Origin of the sequence: Salegentibacter sediminis (assembly GCF_002078605.1) — a bacterium.
In the GTDB taxonomy this organism is placed as follows: Bacteria; Bacteroidota; Bacteroidia; order Flavobacteriales; family Flavobacteriaceae; genus Salegentibacter; species Salegentibacter sediminis.
This window is the reverse complement of sequence record NZ_MSJR01000003.1, coordinates 39,133-58,788: the sequence shown is the minus strand read 5'-3', so window position 1 is coordinate 58,788 and position 19,656 is coordinate 39,133. Positions and strand designations below refer to the sequence as shown.

Here is a 19,656-nt window from a genome sequence, read left to right as displayed (position 1 = left end):
GGAAATCGTAGATGAATTCGCAATGTTTGAGGATTGGATGCAGCGCTACGAATATATGATCGAGCTTGGGAAGAATTTGCCACTTATTGATGAGAAATATAAGATCGATGAAAACCTTATAAAAGGCTGCCAGAGCAAAGTTTGGGTTCACGCTGAATTGAAAGGCGATAAATTGGTTTTCACTGCCGATAGTGATGCTATAATCACCAAAGGCATAGTAGCCATCCTTATCAGGGCATTTTCCAATCAGCATCCCGCTGATATCATTGAAGCCGACACAAAATTTATTGATGATATTGGTCTAAAGGAGCATCTTTCGCCTACCCGTGCCAATGGATTGGTTAGTATGATTAAACAACTTAAAATGTATGCGGTAGCATATCAAACCCAATTAAATTAAGATGGAAAAGGAAATAGACACTCAGGAACTGGGGGAAAAGATCGTAAAGGTTTTAAAAACTATTTATGACCCCGAGATCCCTGTAGATATATATGAACTTGGATTAATTTACGACGTGATGGTAAACACCGAGAGCGAAGTTAAGATCCTCATGACCCTAACAACTCCAAACTGTCCGGTAGCCGAATCACTTCCTATGGAAGTTGAAGAACGGGTGAAATCACTGGATATGGTAAAAGATGCCGAGGTTGAGATCACCTTCGATCCGCCATGGACCCAGGATCTGATGAGCGAAGAAGCAAAACTCGAACTGGGATTACTATAAACCACCTTCAAAAAAGTTTCTATGTCTGAAGAAATCATTAATCGGGTAGCCGGCAGTAAACTGGTCACCTTTAATCTGGAAGATTATTATCCGGAAGGGGAACGAATTCTTTTTGATATAAAAGACTGGTTACTGGAAGGTTTTGTGCTTCGGGAAAAGGATTTTAGAGAAGTAGCCAAAAATCATGACTGGAGTAAATATGAAGGAAAATACATAGCCCTCACCTGCTCCAGCGATGCTATTGTACCTGCCTGGGCTTATATGCTTTTGGCGACTTATCTACAACCTTATGCAAAAAAAGTGATAAACGGAGACCTGGAAAGCCTGGAAAGCATTTTATATTCAGAGATAATAGAGAAGCTGGATGTTAGTAATCTCAAGGATAAACCTGTAATTGTGAAAGGTTGTTCCAACAAACCGGTGCCGAAGAATGCCTATCTTCTTTTGATAGAGAAACTTCAGCCTATTGTTAAGAGCCTGATGTATGGAGAAGCATGCTCATCGGTTCCCCTTTACAAAAAGGCTAAAATCTAAATTTCCAAAAAGTATTTTCAATAATTTAACCCGGAAAAAATTAAACACTAACCAATGAAAAAAATTATACTCTGTCTTGCCTTGTTTGCCGGGGTTTTGAATATCTCAGCCCAGGAAGAAGAGCAGGAAGAACAAAAACAAGGATGGACCAAGGAAGGAAATTTTGCATTGATGTTCAATCAATCCGCTTTTAATGATGAATGGACGGGGGGCGGTACTTCGAATATCGCCGGAAATCTTTTGCTTAACTATAATTTCAATTATTTAAGAGACGATATCACCTGGGATAATAAATTTATCCTGGATTACGGCTTGACTAAACAACGCAGTGATAATTTTGCCCGCAAAACAAGTGACCGGCTCGAGTTTAACTCAATTGCAGGAAAGCAGATAAATGAGTCTAATTGGTATTATTCTTTGTTTCTGAATTTCAGAACGCAAATCACAAAAGGCTATAAATACAGCCAGGATGATGTAACCGGAGAAACGATAAGAACCGAATACACCAATTTTCTTTCCCCGGCTTACCTCCAGTTTGGCCCCGGTATGCTTTGGAAAAAAAGCGAAGATTTATACGTGAATATTTCCCCTGCAACCGGAAGAATGATCCTGGTAGATTCAGATTTCACCTCAGCGCCGGGATATGTTGATGGGGATTATTTTGGTATTGATGCTGAAAAATCCGCCCGTTGGGAACTCGGCGCCTCGGTTTCGGCCTATGCTAAATTCAGCATTATAGAAAACGTTTCAATGGAAAATCTACTGAACCTTTACTCCAACTATTTCGAAGATCCACAGAATGTAGATATAGACTACACGATGAATATGAATATGAAGATCAACGATTACCTATCTACCAACCTCATTTTTCAGGCAATTTACGATGATAATGCCGTGAAAGGTTTCCAGATTCGTGAGGTGTTTGGTTTAGGATTTAACTACGCTTTCTAAAACATTTTTATTTCAGAAGTAAATTAAACCTGCATTGCTTTTGCCTTGCAGGTTTTTTAGATCTATAGCCTTTTCTTCGTTAAATTTATGTTGAATTAAAAGCCTGAAAAACTACTATTACGATCTATTCTGTAACTTTGCCTATATGATTGAAAAAACCGATTTAACTCACGAGAAAGCCGTTTTAATAGGGATAGTAACCCAGCATCAGGATGAAGAAAAGCTGGATGAATACCTGGATGAACTGGAGTTTCTCACCTATACCGCCGGTGGGGAGGTTGCGAAGCGTTTCAGCCAGAAACTGGACTCGCCAAACCCCAAGACTTTTATTGGTTCAGGAAAAATGAACGAGGTGCGTGAATTCGTAGAAGAACACGAGATCGGCACCGCAATTTTTGATGATGAACTCTCTCCTGCCCAGCAGAAGAACATAGAAAAGATCCTGAAATGTAAGGTTCTGGACAGAACCACCCTTATCCTGGATATTTTCGCCCAGCGGGCACAAACAAGTTACGCCCGTACCCAGGTTGAACTCGCCCAATACGAATATTTATTACCACGACTTGCGGGAATGTGGACTCACCTTGAACGACAACGTGGAGGTATAGGGATGCGTGGTCCCGGGGAAACCGAGATCGAGACCGACCGTCGTATTGTACGGGATAAGATTGCTTTACTCAAGAAAAAGCTGGAAACCATAGATAAACAAATGGAGGTTCAGCGCGGAAATAGGGGGCAACTTGTTCGGGTAGCCTTAGTGGGGTACACCAATGTTGGGAAATCTACCCTCATGAATACCATAAGCAAAAGTGAGGTTTTTGCTGAAAACAAGCTTTTCGCAACCCTGGATACCACGGTAAGAAAAGTAGTAATCAGGAATCTCCCTTTCCTGCTTACCGACACCGTTGGATTTATAAGGAAACTGCCCACCCAGTTGGTAGAGTCTTTTAAATCTACGCTGGATGAAGTTCGGGAAGCAGACCTGTTATTGCATGTAGTAGATATCTCTCATCCTAATTTTGAAGACCATATAGAATCGGTTAACCAGATTTTGAGTGAGATAAAAAGCAATGACAAGCCAATTATTATGGTCTTTAATAAGATAGATCAATATAAGGCTGAGAAAATTGAGGAAGACGATCTCATGACTGAGAGAACTTCTGCTCATTATAGCCTCAAGGAATGGAAAAACACCTGGATGAACAGGATGGGAGATAATGTTCTCTTTATTTCAGCCCTTAATAAGGAAAACATGGAAGAGTTCAGAAAAAAGGTTTACGAAGCTGTTAGACAAATTCATATCACCCGTTTTCCTTATAATAATTTCCTTTATCCCGAATATGATAAATATGGAGAGGAGAAAGAATAAAAGTATCTCCCCCTCTTCTTTAAAACTCCCAAACCTCTGTAAAGAGGTTTTTTTATTGAATTATTGTAAATTAGTTAGCATCAATAATTTAGATACTATGAAAAATTTACTGTTTTTACCGCTGCTGTTTTGTTTTGGAATGCTTTCAGCTCAAAATATAGAAGGTTCCTGGAAACTGGTTTCTATGAATGGAGAAGATGTTACTAACAGGGAAGTAATAAGAATCTACCAGGATGATTACTTTGCTCAGGGAGTTAAGTCTCTACCTGATAACAGCTTTATGAGCGCCGCAGGAGGAGAATTTACGCTTCCCGACGATGAAACCTTAAGCGAAAATAGAGATTTTGACACCGCTGATCCCGATGCCATTGGTGTGAATAATGATTTCACTATTTCCTGGGAGGGCGAAGATAGATTCGAAGTCTCCGATGGGGTACACACTAAAATTTGGGAGCGCATATCAGATAAAAATGATGATCTCACCGGAAACTGGGTGATTACAGGTCGTGAAAGAAATGGTAAAATGAACACCATGACCCCGGGAGACCGCCGAACGATTAAAATATTAAGAGGAGGGCGCTTTCAATGGATTGCTTTTAATTCGGCTACCAAAGAATTCAGCGGTACAGGAGGAGGCACCTATTCCGCAGAAAATGGGAAATACATTGAAAATATTGAATTTTTCTCCCGGGATGACAGCCGTGTAGGGGCAAGCCTTGAGTTTGAATACGCAGTTAAAGACGGAGAGTGGCACCATAAAGGTACCAGTTCAAAGGGAGACCCTATTTATGAGGTTTGGTCTCCATATTCAAAAGCCTACCAAAAGAAAAAAGAGAAATAGTATTAAAAAGAAAAGCTGTCAACTTAGATAGGTTTTTTATCGGTACATTAATGCCCTGTCTGGCAAATAGAACTCCCCCGGGGGATATGCTTTTAAGACAAAACTTAAACTAACATCTGTTGGGTGGTATTGAACTCTAATTCTCCCGGCAGTCGCACTGTATCTGCTTTCTATCGTGCCATCGTAAATATTTTTGGCTATTTTAATAAGACTTATGCTATAATCGTTTTCATTATTCTGACAATCCATCTTTTCTCCATTATGGTATACAGAACAGTGTTTACCTCTTATCTTGCTACCATCGATATATTCGAGGCTAAGCTCAAAGTTATCTTCCCCATTAGGAGAGGTCCATCGCCAGGTTCCTTCCAGGTCCTGGGTTTGTTGGGCACAAAGGCCCAGGCTGAAAAATAAAAAACAGAGGGATAAAGGAAGTTTCATTGATTAGTAAAGTTAGTTCATATACAAGCTGAATTTGAATAATAATTTTTCAATTTACGCAAAAAATCAATGCCCTGTTACACGAATATTATCAATATCGTAGGTGGTAGTTTTATCGGGGCCTGCTCCCAAATATCTAAAGGCAAGATTTATTACCCCATCGAGACAGGAAATATCCAATTCGGATTTCAAATATTTTTTACCATACTGATTTGAAGGCCCTACAGGAATCTTTGCATCCAACAGCAACCATTCGGTGGTCAAAGGGTTTCCCGAATATTCATTAGTAATTAACACTTCCAGTATGGTCGCATTATCGTAGGAAGCCATAATTTCAAAAGAAAGCGTCTCTATGGTGGAATTGGTTAAATCTACAGGTGGACTCACTAACCATACTTCCAGGGGATTTTCATCAGTATTAAAAGCAGAAATTCTAATATACCGATCACCATCGAAGACTCCTGGTTCAAAGCTTTCGTTCCCCCCATTTACATTCAGATTGGTCCAGCCTTCCGTCTCCAGCTTTTCTTTGCTGGTGATATTAGTAAAGTTTTCTTCAAAAATGACTTCGGGGCCAGGGATTAAAACATCTCCGCAAGAGAAAAAAACCGGATCACAGCGGTTTTTATTAAAATCTATGGCATCAGGCGTATTTATAGCTATCACAAAATACTCGTCATAAAAATTTCGTGATAGCACGCCTTCAATACTTCCGGATTGCTGGGGTAGTAAAAGCGATTTGAAATCGGAAAAAGTACTACTGGATAAAACCGTGGTCGCACCGGTAATACAACTTTCTAACTGACGCTCCCCATCATACTGGTCGGTTTGTTCCCCGGCAAAAGTAAACCTTTGGTCATCTCTCACCAGGTTCCTGTTAAACTGGACATTATTGAGACGAATGTATAAATTAAGATGTTTGGTACTAAACTCAGAAATCTCTAAAGGGAGCGGTGTAATCTCAACGGTTTCGGTAGTTCTGATAAGATGCTCATCTAACAGGGAGTTAGGAATAGCTACCACATCACCTCTGTTTTGTTTTCCCAGCTGAATCACTCCGTTGTTTTGCCAAAGGCTAAGGCCATCCAGCCTTACATAGATCTTTCTGCCAAATTCAAAAGTTTCGAAAAGCGAATTATTATCTACAAGAATCAGTATTCCTGCAGTGGGACTTTCCGGACGATCCTGTAATACCAGCTCCTTATAGAAATTCCCTCCTTCATCAGTGGATACCACATAGGCTTCCATATAGGTTTCTGTTTCTGAAAAAGTATAGATAACATTATTTTCAGAATCAAAATTGTTTTTTACTGCAGCAATATTAGTGACCTTCCCATCTAATTCGAACTCTTTTGTTTCTACATTTGGGATTTCAAAATCATCGGTCTTCACGCAGGAAATCAGAGAAAATCCTAAAAATCCTAGCATTAAAAATGTTTTCATCTCTCTCATCTGTTTATAATTATTATCCCAATTGAGAATTCGGGCCAAACTACTTATCTTATTCCTCTTGATTTAATCGAGACAAGTTATTTGTTGCCAATTTTTGGGTCCGGCAGCCTGTCGGTTTCATCTCTTTCATCTTTAAAATCTCACATAAATATTTGCATAATAACTTGCGCCCGTACCATACCAGTATTTAGGGTTGAAAACTGGATAATCTCTATTCTGATCGGTTTTTAAGGTTCGGTAATTGGCATTACGAGACTGTTCAAATCCACCTGTTTTATACAGCTCGTCAAAAATATTATTGAGGCTTACAAAAAAACCCAGGTATTTCCCTTTTATCAGCCAGGATTTACCGCCAATTACATTTATCAGAAAATACTCCTGGAATTGCTCCTGTTCCAGTAATTCCCGGGCAATATCTTCATCATAATTAAGCAAGGGCAGGCCATCTGTATCCTGTTTAAAATTTGCTGTACGACTTAGCGGGCTAATATCAAGAAAGGCATGTGAGAAAAAATTAATGCTGGTACCAAACCACCAAAAACCCGGGTCGCGGTATTCAAAACCAAGTTGTACCGCCTGTTGTGGTCCTCCGGCAATTCGGTAGTTTTTAAGATAAGAGGTCCCGTAATGTACCGCCTCGTGAAAATCATCTGATGTTAAATATAAATACGGATTATTACTATAGGTATATTGACCCACCGCTGCTGCAGCCTTTAGTTTTATTGTTGTAGTTATTTGTGATTCTAAGCCTAATTCGGCGCCAAAATGACGTTTTCCTATTCCCGATAGAATTTCCTGTACAAAAGCAGTGGTGCTGGTACGGCCAAGGCCTGAAAGCCCATCGGCATAATAAAAAGATATCTCGGTAGCATCATTGATTTGGGTAAAATAACCCGTTAGTCTTGCTTTTAATTTTGGTGCCTGATATCGGTAACTTAAATCTGCCGTATAGATTTTCTCTGTATCAATATCTACCACGGTTTCATTGTTTTGACGGGAATTGGAAAAGGAGTTTCGCAAATTGGGCGGCTTTGTTAGATATGCGGCATTTACACTAAAAAGATGCCTCCCCGTTAACCGATAGGTCCCTCCGGCCTTGAGTCCATAGCCAGTGAATTCAAGTTTCTTGCTTTTGCCTAAGGAATTATCCGGAAAATTCCCATTCTGGAATAGTCCGTTTCGCTGATATGTAGATTGAGAGAAATTTGCCCCAAAATAAAAATCGGCCTGGGAATAATTAAATTGAAGTTGGAGGAATGCTTCAGTATTTGTGGCGTGTAGTTCAAAATTATATTTATAAGGTTCATCCACCCCCACAATTCGATTAGGGTTTTGGAGATCGCTTTGGGCACGATCTCCGAGAGAAGTTTCGGCATCACCCTCAGCAAAAATATCGATGTCTAAATATCCGCTTCCTCCCAACAAATCTTTTACAGAAGCAAAATTATGACTCTTCAAGCTGGTAAAAGATAGTTTAGAATTAAGACTTATGTTTGGGCTTAATTCCGAGGAAATAATCGCGTTAGCACTCATGAGCTTATCGTCATTCCGGTCTTCACTTAAAGCATAGATACTATAACCGGCACTCTGATTGGCAGCATATAATTTCGCCCAATCCAGTTGACCTTCTTCATTGAAATTATCCCTGGCTCTAAAAGCGGCCTCATAATTTGGATTATCGCTAAAACGCAAGAAATATCCAGGTAATTTTTGATAATATGTAGGGTCTGGGTTTGCCCCACCTCCAATAAAGCTTTCCTGATCGTTGAGCATTACCAGCCGCGTTCCCCCATAATCTATGCGGCTATTCCCGGTCTTTCCAAACTGAAAAAGAATATTACTATTTATTTCAGTTTTATCTGAAACCTTCCAAAAATGATTGAGCATCAGCACGGGTTCTTTTATTTCCCGTACTCTGGAGTTTCTCATTTCACCATCCTGATAACCCCAGTAAGCATTATAGCGTCTCCCTTTAAGATCGAATACCTCCTGGGTATTAGGGGAAGATTTTCCCCTGATATTTGGTGTATAGAACCCGGTGAAATTTACACTGTGAGATTCATTTAATTTCTTTTCCACGGCAATATAAAACGCATTGGCATCATAAAGAGTCCCATCGTTATAAGCCTCTTCCGCAAACCTTCGGGAAGCCGAAACAGAAAAAGCCCAGCCATTCTTTAATTCGCCAGAACTGTAACTTCCCATCACCCGGCCATTGTAACTTCGGTTGGCAAAAGCGTAGGAAATTCTCCCACCCCGGGAGTACTGGGAGGCCCGCATGATGATATTTGTGGTTCCTGCCAGTCCACCAAAGCTAACTTCACTGGGAGCAAATCCCATAGAAAACACCTGGTTGCGCTGCACATCGTTCAGGCCGCCCCAGTTACTCCATTGCGGACGGCCGGTAAAAATTTTGTTCATTTCAATCCCGTTGATGAGAACCTTAGCGTGTTCACTGTCATATCCGCGTGGCCTGAAGAATGTCTGACTAAAATCGAAGGCAGCAGCATTTAGAAAGACATCCCGGGAGGCTTGCAGGAGTCCAGCAATATTATCTACACTGGCTTCATCTTCGTTGAGTTCATCGGCAGAAAGACTAATGGTGCTTATCTGAAGCTGTTCCTGCAAGAGATCGTTTTGAAAGGGAATCAGGTCCAGGTCCTTTTCAACTCTCGGTTCAATAACCACGGGCAATCTTAAATCTAAATAGCTCTCTTTAGAGAAATGCAGGACCTTATTGCCAACTGGTAAGTTCTCGCCGGTAAACTTAAAGCTCCCAACTTCATCGGTGTTCGTGGTATGAGAAGTATTTTCTATTACGACAATCACCCCCTGGATATTTTTATAAGTAACAGCATCAACTACTCTTCCTTTTACAGAGGTTTCCTGTGCGAACCCCGAATTAAAACCAAGCCAAAAACCTATAAGAATAATTGATTTCTTCATTGAAAATCCCCCCAATATTATCTTATAATTTTAGCTAATTATTTTTTAATAATCATAAAATCAGTACATTATATGGCTGTTTTTAAATTTTTTGTAAGGAAATGCTTAGGGGAAAAATACCGGTGATAACCGCTTATCTATGTTTTTTGATTTTTGCTGAATATGGTTTGGCCCAGGAAAAGCGGGATTTTAAAATCAATACCATTGCCTTCTATAATGTTGAGAATCTATTCGACACCGAAAATCATCCTTTTACCTTCGACGATGATCGAACACCGGAAGGCAAAGATGTATGGACAAAAGAAAAATACCAGGACAAGCTAAAGAATATATCAAAAGTGCTCGCTGATATTGGTAAGGAAGTCACAGGAGTCTCCCCTACTATTATAGGAGTTTGTGAAGTAGAAAACCGGCGGGTGCTGGAAGATCTTCTGAATGAGGAGGCCCTCAAAGCTTCAGATTATGGAATAGTACATTTCGATTCTCCCGACCGACGCGGAATTGATGTTGCATTGCTTTATAAGAAATCCATTTTTAAAATCACCAATTCCCAATCCCGCCGGCTTATGATCTATGATTTTATAGATTCTGAAAAACGCGTATACACAAGAGATCAACTGGTAGTTAGCGGATTGTTGGATGGTGAAAAAATATATTTTATGGTAAATCACTGGCCATCCAGAAGTGGCGGTGAAGCCCGGAGTAGTTATAAAAGGGAAAAAGCTGCTGCGCTGAACCAAAAGATCATAGATTCTCTTTTTCAGGTAGACCCCTATGCGAAAATTATAAGTATGGGTGATTTCAACGATGATCCAACCAATAAAAGTTTTAAAGAGGTTTTAAAGACTAAAGCCAATGCCGAAGAGACTGACATTAGGGAAATCTATAATCCTATGGAAAATATGCTCAAACAAGGGCTGGGCACTTTGGCTTATCGTGATGCCTGGAATCTCTTTGACCAGATAATGCTTACCAGCGGATTTCTTCAGAAAGATTATTCTCAATATCAATTCTACAAAGCGGGTATCTTTAATAAAAACTATTTACATACTCCCAGCGGGCAATATAGAGGATATCCCTTCCGAAGTTATGGGTACGGAGGCTACGTAGGCGGCTATAGCGACCATTTCCCGGTATATATCTATCTTATAAAGGAAGTTGTTCCTAAAAATTAAGCCAGGTACTCCAGGGTATCCTGCTAAGCATTAAAATTAATGCGATGGTATAGAAGATAGCCAGGATTTTGAATTTTGGCTGCGAGGTGAGTTTCTTTTTATGTTTAGAGTAGCCTACGGTGATAAGTACAATCGCAATAATCATAATTAAAGGATGTTCAACATTGTAGAGTCTAAGTGTAGAATCTTTCATGACACCACCCATTCCCACTTCAGAAAAAGCATTGAAATAGGGAGCTACAAAATACAGGACAAGACCAATTAACAATTGAATATGTGAGGTGATAAGGCTAAACAGTGCAAGGCGAAAATTGGTCGCCCCATATTCCTTGTTAGAGGCATAACCTATAATTGAATTTACGGAGGCTACAAACAAAACGATGAGGACAAGATAAGCCCAATAAGAATGTATGAATTGTATGGTTGGATACATAAATTTAAATTTTTAGTAAAGATAGGATTTTCTATAAAAAAGCCACTTAAATGTACTTCATAGTTTAAAAGAGGCATATGGGTTCCTAAATCAAAGCCCCAAACTTCCATTATATTAAAATTTTGGCATTTTAATTGATTTCCATTCAAAATACTAGCCACTCTATTGCCCTTATCATCGAATGTTTACTAACTTTTAATCTAATATCTTATGCAACCTAAGAAAAATGCCAAAGCCGACCTCCAGAAAAGATCAAACCTGTTTTTATCCATAGGACTTATCGCCGGCTTGCTGGCCAGCTTCCTTCTAATAGAATGGAAGACCTATGATAAGAAAGACTTCGCTAAGCAACAGGTTTACTTAGATCCTCTGGAAGAGGAAGTGATACCGGTTACCGAACCGATGAATAATCCGCCTCCAAAACCTCCCGTAATTCCAGATGTAATTGAAGTTATTAAAGACGAGCCCGAGCTTAAAGAGGATGATATAAAATCAACCGAGACAAGCCTGGATGATTTTGTGGAGCCAGAAGAAATAGTTGAACATAAACCTGATGAAGAAGTTGAAACGGTGCCTTTTACTTTCATTGAAGACGTGCCCATTTACCCCGGGTGTGGAGCTCTAAAAGATAATGCTTTAAGGAAAAATTGTATGAGTGAAAATATTACCAATTATGTGAATAAAAATTTCAATAAAAACCTGGGAAGTGAACTAGGACTCAGTGGGGTAAACCGAATTACCATTCTATTTCAAATCGATACTAAAGGAAATATAATAAATATTCAAGCACGGGCGCCACATGCTAAATTGGAAGAAGAAGCCGTAAAATTAATAGAAGCTTTACCTCAAATGCAACCCGGAAAACAACGTGGAAAACCTGTTATTGTAAGTTATGCCTTACCTATAATTTTCCAGGTTCAGGATTAAAAAAGACTAAAAAATTTGAATTTACCCTAAAACAAAAAAACCACCCCAAAAGGGGTGGTTTCAAGAATATATAATTTAGATATTCTTAGAAGTTATATTTAACAGAGAAGTTCCAGGTAAGGCCATTACCGTAATAGTACCCATACTGGTCTCTTTGGTTAATGTATTCGTTATCGAACAAATTATAAACGTTACCTCTTAACTGGATATTCTGAGCTCCAAGATCAAATTGGTATGATGCTCCAAGGTCAACAAGAGTGTAAGCATCAAGCTTTTCAGACTGGTAAGTATCACCCTCAAGAGTAGCGAAAGCTACATCTTCTACATCAACAAAACCATATAGATTTGCGAAGTGGTTGATGTCCATATCCATACTGAATTTCTCAGTGATTTGAACATCAGTACCAAGTCCGAAAGAAGATTGTGGAGCCAGACCAACATTGGTGTCAGTTAGGTTAGCCTCAAGTTCGTCAACAAATGAATTTGTTTCATTATCTCTTACCCTAACCGGAGTTGTTCCATCATATTTCCAGTCCCCAATAGTTGCATAAGCTTTAAGCGTCCATCCATAAACAGGACGATATTTAACATCTAATTCAAGACCCTGGTGAACCTGCCCAATATTGGTGAAAAGGAAAGAAGCATCAGCGTAATCTGGAACTTCACTTCCACTTGGATTGTATTCACCAGAAGCGTTTAAGAATCTGTTTTCCCATTTGGTGTAATAGGCATTAAGGTTAGCCTGGAAGTCAGCTGTTTCAAATTGGTAACCTGCTTCCAAACCAAAGATCTCTTCGTTCTCAACTTCTGGATCTGCAAGCTCGGTATTATCAGAATAGCTTGGGAAAATGTTATCCAGAAAAGGCTGACGGGAATATTTACCAACGTTAGCAAAAACAACATTTTGCTCATTGATATTAAAAGATGCACCACCTTTTAGGTTATATCCGGTTTTATTTACTTTCTCTGAAGTTTTAGCAGTCGCGAAGTTACCTCTGTCTGTTCTTTGGTATGATTGGTTAGACACAGCCCCCTGGAAGAATACAGAGAACATATCATTTGCATATTCAACCTGTCCAAATCCTCCCTGGTAATTAATATCTTCAGAATAATCGTAGTTGATTCGTTGATCTTCATCGGCATAATCAAACAAAGCAGACCATGGGTTAGCTTCAAAAGTTTCAGAAACCACATAACCATCAGGACGGCTTCCCATTGGCTCTATTCTTCCCTGAAGACCTAAAAGATCGGTAAGTTGACGGAAGTGGTCTCCAGTGTACCAACGCAAATCGGCACCAACGTTAAACGCCCATCCGGTCTCTGTATCGTGACTAAAGTTAGATACCGCACCATACCAGGCATGGTTGTTTACAGAAGCTCTTAGTAAAGTTCCATTGTATCCCTCACTTAATCCTCCTTCTATAGAAGCATTATAATCGTTCTTGATAAAATCCCAATCTATTAATCCATCTTGAGTAAAGGCTCCACTTGGATTTGAATCAATTCCGTTGTCAATATAGTTAGGACCGTTTCCGTATGTTCCTGTTCCGCCACCTCGACCAAACGAAGCGTAAACTACAGTAGAAAGATCTGATTTATCTGAAATATTCCAGTCCCAGTTTAAGTTAGTAACAGGTTTATGGTAATAATTTCTTCGGCTGGTTAGGTATTCACCATCTAAGAAACCATAGTTATTGTTATACTTTACACCATACTCTTCATAAAGGTCCATACTTTTAGAAAAGTTCTGGTCGTGCCATTGTGGAGCACCGGTAAGAAGGAAGTTAAAGTTGTGATCTCCCATTTTCTTACCAACAGAGAAAAAGTAATTCTGTCCCTGTCCTTTAGTTCCATCAGCATACTTGCTGTGTCCCTGCCAGTGATCTAATAGGAAAGAAAAGCCCCATCCGTTGTCGTTAATTCCGGTATCATAAGAAACGGTACCTTTAAGGTAGCTTCCATTTCCAACCATACCTCTTACAAAACCACCTTCGCTTCTTTCAGTAGCTTTAGTAACAATGTTTACGGTACCACCTACAGAAGAAATTGCAAGCTTAGAAGAACCTAGTCCACGTTGTACCTGGACAGCATTAGCGATATCTGAAATACCAGACCAGTTAGACCAGTACATATTACCATCTTCCATCCCGTTAATAGGCTGACCATTTAAAAGGAATGCTGTGTTGTTTTGGCTAAATCCACGAAGAAACATTTGTGAATCACCAAACCCACCTGCCTGGTTTGCTACATAAACCGAAGGAGTGTTTTTAAGAATTTCAGGAAATTCAACGTTACCAGCTGCTTTTTTCTGAATCTCAGCTTTTGTAATAGTTGAAACCGCGATAGGAGTTCTACGGTCTTCTTCGAGGTCAATTACTCCTCTTCCTACTACGATCACCTCAGAAAGGGCATCGGCATCAGGACTAAGGTTAATTCTTCCAAGGTCTTGAGTCGCACCCTGAGCTACGTTAAACCTTCTGGTAATTTTTTCGTAACCTACGAAGGAAATACTGATGCTACCTGTAGCCGAATTCACATCCAGGCTAAAGTTTCCATCAAAATCGGTAGTTGTCCCATTATTGGTACCTACTTCCATAACAGTAGCACCGGGAAGGGGACTGTTCAATTCAGAATCAATCACCGTTCCGGTAATGGTTCCCTGAGCAAAAATGGTAGCAGTTGTTAAAAACAACGCTAAAGCTAATAGTTTCCTCATGTTTAATTTTTGTTTGTGTTGAGATTAAAATTCGCCGCAAAAGAAGCTAAATTCTCAATATTTTAGTTTACCCAAATGTTAAGGTTTTTAACTTTAGCATCTTTCACGCCGCAAAACTAAAACTTTTTTTGAACTATCTAATTCAAGTGGAGATAAAACTATTTAGAAGATGTTAACATTTCTGCTATTTTTATTGCAAAAAGAATTTTATAAGGTTCTTAGTAGAAGAATCGTGATTATTCAGGTGTTTATTTTCGATTTCCTCAAGAATATTGGTTGCCAATTGTTTTCCTAATTCTACTCCCCATTGGTCGTAGCTAAAGATATTCCAAATCACCCCCTGAACAAAGATCTTATGCTCGTATAAAGCCACCAATTTACCCAGGCTTTCGGGAGTAAGTTTATCAAAGAGAAGGGTATTTGTAGGTTTGTTTCCTTCAAAAACTTTAAATGGCAATAGTTCCTCCAGGGCTTCCCCACTCATTCCTTTCTCTTCAAGTTCTTTTCTAACCTCCTGAGGAGTTTTTCCCTGTAATAAGGCTTCGGTTTGAGCAAAGAAATTTGCCATTAATTTATTATGGTGATCAACATCACCAAAAAGACTCTCTTTAAATCCAATAAAATCTGCAGGGATCAATTTTGTGCCCTGGTGAATCAATTGGAAAAAGGCATGCTGGGAGTTGGTACCAGGTTCTCCCCAAATGAGAGTTCCGGTTTGGTAATTAACTTTTTCTCCATTACGATCTACGCTTTTTCCATTGCTTTCCATGATGGCCTGCTGCAAGTAGGCCGGAAGCCTGTGAAGGTATTGAGTATAAGGGATTACCGCTTCGCTTTCAGCTTCAAAAAAGTTATTATACCAAATGCTTAACATAGCCAGCTGTACGGGAATATTCTCTGAAAGTTCGGTTTCCCTGAAATGACGATCCATCTTGCGGGCTCCTTTTAAGAGAGCTTCAAAATTATTATAGCCCACGGCAAGACTAATAGACAAACCTACCGCGCTCCACAGGGAGAACCGGCCACCAACCCAATCCCACATTGGAAAAACGTTTTGGATGTCAATCCCAAACTCCTCTACTTTTTCAAGATTGGTAGAAACTGCCGCAAAATGTTGCGATACCGCCTCCTGGGGAGCCGTTTTTCTAAACCAGTTTCGTATTGTAGTTGCATTAGATCTTGTTTCCTGGGTAGTAAAGGTTTTAGAAACCACCAAAAACAAGGTAGTTTCGGGGTTAAGATCTTTAATAAGTTCATGCACATGATCTCCGTCTACATTAGAGATAAAATGAACATTGAGGTGGTTCTTATAATGTTTTAGGGCTTCGGCGATCATGACCGGGCCAAGATCAGACCCACCAATCCCGATATTTACAACATCGGTAAAGGCCTTACCTGTATAACCCTTTTTACTCCCATCAATAACCGAGTTGGAGAACTTCTCCATCTTGCTTTTTACTTCCCGAACTTCCGGCATTATATTCTCTCCGTCAACTTCAATAACAGAATCAGCAGCAGCTCTCAATGCTGTATGCAATACGGGACGCTTCTCTGTTCTATTGATCGCTTCCCCGGTAAAATAGGATTCAATAGCTTCAGGAAGAGCACACTCCCGGGCAAGCTCATCGAGTAAGTCCTTGGTTGTTGAGGTTATGCGGTTTTTACTGAAATCAAGATATAAATCCTCCCATTGTAAGGTGAACCCGGAAGCTCGGTCGGGATCTTCTTTGAACAATTCCTTCATCTCCAGGTCTTTCACCTCCTTATAATGTTGAGATAATTTTTTCCAGGCAGTTGTTTGAGTTGGATTTATATTTTTCACAGCAGTTATTTTTAATTAAAAATTCAAATGAATGGCAAATTTAAAAAAGATAAATACGAAGTCAGCCTCGTATTAACCTTAAAAGTTAAAAAGCCTAAATAATCCCAATGGGGATGGAATTAAATTTCCTGATAAGGAATACTGTCGAGCCTTTGTTTTAGCTCATCGATAGCAGCGAAATAAGCATCTTTACGATCCTCTTCAATATGTTTTGCAGTTGGCAAATTCTGGCGATAGGGATCTACCTGTTTCCCATTCACCCAAAATCGATAACAAACATGAGGTCCTGTAGCCAGGCCAGTACTTCCTACATAACCAATTACATCTCCTTGTTTAACCCGCTGGCCCTTTCGCACATTTCGCCTGGTCATATGAAGATATTGCGTGGTGTATTTACTGTTATGCCGCACCTTAACATAATTTCCATTACCCGAGGTGTAACTTGAGGCGATAACAGTACCATCGGCAGTACTTACAATAGGTGTACCTGTGGCCGCAGCATAATCTGTCCCAAGGTGGGCTTTCCATCGTTTCTGTACAGGATGAAACCTTCTCTTTGTATAACGGCTGGAAATTCTACTGTAATTCAAGGGAGCTTTCAGGAAAAAACTTTGAAGTGCTTTGGCTTCTTCATCATAAAAACTGGCTTTTCCGGTAATAGAATCGGTTTCATAGTTAAAGGCATAAAAAGGCCTGCCAGAATGTTTAAAAACAGCAGCCTCAACATTTTCGATTCCGGCAAAAATGGTGTCATCGATATACTTTTCTTCGTAAACCATCTTAAACTGATCTCCCTTCTGAAGCTTAAAGAAATCTATACTCCACTGATAAATATTTGAAAGTTCATAAACCAACAAATTACTTAAACCCTGATTTTGCATAGCTTCTGAAAGAGAGGAGGTAATAACTCCGGAAATTTCCCGCTTCTTTACCGTCACCGGGCGTTTGGCGGTATATGCCGTAGCCTCATTAAGGTCTACTACAGTATAATTTATTTTGTCATTTTCGTAGATGAAGAATTTGGGAGTTTGAACAGAGTCTTTATCCTTTAGAATTATATATTTTTTACCGGCTATAATCCTGGCAGGGTTAAAAGTATCTTTTACTTTTTGAGAAATCTCATGTACTTTTCCGGGACTCACCCCTTGCTCATCAAGGATACTTCCAAAAAAATCACCTCTGGAAATGGTGTCTACCACCACCTCGAAATCGTTGAGCACAAAACCATATTCCTTCACCACTGGCGGTGCTTTCACCGCGGCCATCTCCTTATTCATGGCTTCATCTTTCACATCATCATTGCAGGCGATAAAAGCCAGCATTATCAACATCAGGTAACTAAATTTTTTCAATTTTTTCAAGCTGTTTTTTCTGTATTAAACTTATTCTCCACCCATTCTTTTCCCCACTCTTCAAATTCGGTCTCGCTCCATAGATAGGGAAAGAAACTATTTTTTTGGAATCCAGGGGGAAGAAACTCTTTCCAGTTTGTTCCTCCTGTAGCTGCAATGGTCTTATTATCCTTATTTAAATAGCGATAAGCAGCACCAATATGCATCAGGGGCCAGTTAATATTTACATAAACGTCAAAATTACGCATTGCATTGATCAATCCCGAATTATTTTTTATCTCTTCTGGAAGACCCAGATAAATATGATAAAGGCTTTTCCCTTCTACTTCGCGGGCAAGCTTTAAAAAGCTTTCGATATATCGGTCTTCAAATTGCTTAAGGGTGAGTGTTTTCTCCCCGCTTTTCAGGTCTATTCCACCTTTTTTCCAATAGATGTTTTCCAGTAATTCCTCGAAATCATTTTCTGCAGAAAAATCTTTGCGTTTTTCAAAAGGAACAAGATTCTCCAGGGGCGTCGAATAGATCTCGATCATCCTGAACTGCGCCGACTGGAAGCCGCTGGCCGGCAGAAGTGCCATCCTGAACTTAAGGAATTGTTCCCGATCCATCCCCTTTATCATCACATCAAAAGAATCGGTTAATATTCTAAAATATCGGTTTAAGCGGTGGAATTTTTCAATATAAAAGGCCGCATCTTCATTTTTGGCTTCAATTATTTGCTTTTGCTCATGGATAATGAGCTTGAAATAAAGTTCTGTTATCTGGTGATAAGAGATAAAGATTTTCTCATCGGGAAAATGGGTAAGGGTTTTCTGAAGACTTAAAAGGGTATCTATATTGATATAATCCCAATAGGTAAGATATTTATCATATAACAAACCGTCAAGATACGAGCCCAGGTCCTGTCCTGAATTTCTGAATTTCTCTTCTAGTTTAGCAATTCTTTCGGCAATCTCCGGCTTGATTTCCATGTTAATCTACAATTATTCTGAAGGGATGTTTTAGTCCTTTATAAGCGTCCAGGTCAGCGTCCAGGGAGCCAACCTTAAGATCTGCCTCAATTTTTACAGGTAGTTTATTGGCATCATCAGAAACCCAAAAGGTAAGGCTTTCTTTTTCTTTAAAAACTCTTCCTGCCATAACCAAAGGCCTGAATTTTAGGGTGGCAACTTTCCCAAACTTGGTCTTAATCACCTCCCGACCAAGAAACTTCAGTTTGAAATTCATGGTTTCATCATCTATAAAAAGATTGAGGTTCATCTCATCTCCAGGACTAAGCTCATCGTTTTTAATATTGTTGCGAATATAATAAAATGCAGATAACATATCGTGCACATTTTCCTGGGTAGTATAAGTATTATTCTGCCCATGTTTTCTATCAAATACATGTGCCTCATTATCGCTGTGATCGAAATCTATTTCGAGATCTTTGGTATACCCACCTTCATCAATCTTTCTGATGAATTTATAAGGCTTTCCATCATTTTTATCGATAAAGGTTTGATAATCATCATCTACTTTGAAAAAGAGATGCAATAGCCCGGTAGACTTTCCACGTCCCTTAATATGATAAACAGGTTTATTTCGCAAGGTAGCTTCCTCCACTTCCATAGTAGCATAACTGGCATTAAAGGGCCCATAATGAATCCGGAAACGAAACCATTCTCCGGCCTCAAAAGCCTGCTGCGACTGTGCCTGTACAGAAACGAAGGTTAAAAGGATGGTAAGTATTGTAAATATTTTTTTCATGGCTTTGTCTTGCTGATAAAGGTAAAATTCGTGTTACTATACCGATATTTACAATTTCTATTCCAAATGTAATTAAACAAAAAACCCCATCAAATTAATGATAGGGTTTTTGTCTTATTAACCAACTAAAACTTAAATTATGAAAAAAATAAATCACACTGTTTGGTAACCACTCCAAAAATGCGAGCGCAAAAGTCCTTAAATTGAACTTTATTCACAACCA

General features: G+C 39.4%; 17 protein-coding genes. 8 read left to right on the top strand and 9 right to left on the bottom strand.

The features are described 5' to 3' along the window. The first annotated feature begins 22 nt into the window (after positions 1-22). The 6 genes from BUW93_RS06420 to BUW93_RS06395 all read left to right on the top strand — a co-directional run bounded on the left by BUW93_RS06420 (position 23) and on the right by BUW93_RS06395 (position 4,420). Positions 23-400, top strand: coding sequence for a SufE family protein (locus tag BUW93_RS06420; protein ID WP_081210756.1), 378 nt, complete (start codon positions 23-25; stop codon positions 398-400). A gap of 1 nt (position 401) precedes the next feature. Continuing rightward, positions 402-725, top strand: a complete 324-nt coding sequence (locus tag BUW93_RS06415) for an iron-sulfur cluster assembly protein (protein WP_081210338.1) — start codon at positions 402-404, stop codon at positions 723-725. A gap of 21 nt (positions 726-746) precedes the next feature. Beyond that, positions 747-1,259, top strand: a complete 513-nt coding sequence (locus BUW93_RS06410) for a DUF2480 family protein (protein WP_081210336.1) — start codon at positions 747-749, stop codon at positions 1,257-1,259. A 54-nt stretch (positions 1,260-1,313) separates the two neighbouring features. Further along, positions 1,314-2,210, top strand: coding sequence for a DUF3078 domain-containing protein (locus tag BUW93_RS06405; protein ID WP_081210334.1), 897 nt, complete (start codon positions 1,314-1,316; stop codon positions 2,208-2,210). A gap of 145 nt (positions 2,211-2,355) precedes the next feature. Next, the gene (hflX, locus tag BUW93_RS06400) at positions 2,356-3,579 is read left to right on the top strand and encodes a GTPase HflX (protein WP_081210332.1); all 1,224 of its coding nucleotides are present in this window, start codon (positions 2,356-2,358) and stop codon (positions 3,577-3,579) included. Between the two features lie 97 nt (positions 3,580-3,676). Beyond that, positions 3,677-4,420 (top strand): hypothetical protein, encoded by a 744-nt coding sequence (locus BUW93_RS06395; protein WP_081210754.1) that lies wholly within the window; start codon positions 3,677-3,679, stop codon positions 4,418-4,420. 36 nt (positions 4,421-4,456) lie between these two features. Here BUW93_RS06395 and BUW93_RS06390 read toward each other — a convergent pair whose 3' ends face one another. The 3 genes from BUW93_RS06390 to BUW93_RS06380 all read right to left on the bottom strand — a co-directional run bounded on the left by BUW93_RS06390 (position 4,457) and on the right by BUW93_RS06380 (position 9,259). Then, positions 4,457-4,861: a hypothetical protein gene (locus tag BUW93_RS06390; RefSeq protein WP_081210330.1), complete on the bottom strand. Its 405-nt coding sequence runs from the start codon at positions 4,859-4,861 to the stop codon at positions 4,457-4,459. A gap of 66 nt (positions 4,862-4,927) precedes the next feature. Next, on the bottom strand, positions 4,928-6,304 hold the full coding sequence (locus BUW93_RS06385) for a DUF5689 domain-containing protein (protein WP_081210752.1): 1,377 nt from the start codon (positions 6,302-6,304) through the stop codon (positions 4,928-4,930). Positions 6,305-6,445: 141 nt separating this feature from the next. Next, positions 6,446-9,259, bottom strand: coding sequence for a TonB-dependent receptor (locus BUW93_RS06380; protein WP_081210328.1), 2,814 nt, complete (start codon positions 9,257-9,259; stop codon positions 6,446-6,448). Between the two features lie 101 nt (positions 9,260-9,360). Between BUW93_RS06380 and BUW93_RS06375 the strand changes: the two genes are divergently transcribed. Continuing rightward, entirely contained in the window at positions 9,361-10,434 is a 1,074-nt protein-coding gene (locus BUW93_RS06375; protein ID WP_081210326.1) for an endonuclease/exonuclease/phosphatase family protein, read from the top strand. Here the strand turns inward: BUW93_RS06375 and BUW93_RS06370 are convergent. Then, entirely contained in the window at positions 10,424-10,867 is a 444-nt protein-coding gene (locus BUW93_RS06370; RefSeq protein WP_081210324.1) for a hypothetical protein, read from the bottom strand. The genes BUW93_RS06375 and BUW93_RS06370 overlap by 11 nt on opposite strands. Positions 10,868-11,077: 210 nt before the next feature. Here BUW93_RS06370 and BUW93_RS06365 point away from each other — a divergent pair, with 210 nt between their 5' ends. Further along, on the top strand, positions 11,078-11,794 hold the full coding sequence (locus BUW93_RS06365) for an energy transducer TonB (protein WP_081210322.1): 717 nt from the start codon (positions 11,078-11,080) through the stop codon (positions 11,792-11,794). Between the two features lie 85 nt (positions 11,795-11,879). On the opposite strand, the gene BUW93_RS06360 is transcribed toward BUW93_RS06365, so the two are convergent. The 5 genes from BUW93_RS06360 to BUW93_RS06340 all read right to left on the bottom strand — a co-directional run bounded on the left by BUW93_RS06360 (position 11,880) and on the right by BUW93_RS06340 (position 19,433). Further along, positions 11,880-14,510 carry a TonB-dependent receptor gene (locus BUW93_RS06360; protein ID WP_081210320.1) on the bottom strand — a complete coding sequence of 877 codons (2,631 nt, stop codon included), beginning with the start codon at positions 14,508-14,510 and terminating at the stop codon, positions 11,880-11,882. Between the two features lie 190 nt (positions 14,511-14,700). Further along, positions 14,701-16,332: a glucose-6-phosphate isomerase gene (pgi, locus tag BUW93_RS06355; RefSeq protein ID WP_081210318.1), complete on the bottom strand. Its 1,632-nt coding sequence runs from the start codon at positions 16,330-16,332 to the stop codon at positions 14,701-14,703. 119 nt (positions 16,333-16,451) lie between these two features. Further along, on the bottom strand, positions 16,452-17,684 hold the full coding sequence (locus BUW93_RS06350; RefSeq protein WP_198536990.1) for a peptidoglycan DD-metalloendopeptidase family protein: 1,233 nt from the start codon (positions 17,682-17,684) through the stop codon (positions 16,452-16,454). 5 nt (positions 17,685-17,689) lie between these two features. Beyond that, positions 17,690-18,655, bottom strand: a complete 966-nt coding sequence (locus BUW93_RS06345) for a tryptophan 2,3-dioxygenase family protein (protein ID WP_081210316.1) — start codon at positions 18,653-18,655, stop codon at positions 17,690-17,692. A 1-nt stretch (position 18,656) separates the two neighbouring features. Next, positions 18,657-19,433: a DUF3108 domain-containing protein gene (locus BUW93_RS06340; RefSeq protein WP_081210314.1), complete on the bottom strand. Its 777-nt coding sequence runs from the start codon at positions 19,431-19,433 to the stop codon at positions 18,657-18,659. Positions 19,434-19,656 lie beyond the last annotated feature (223 nt).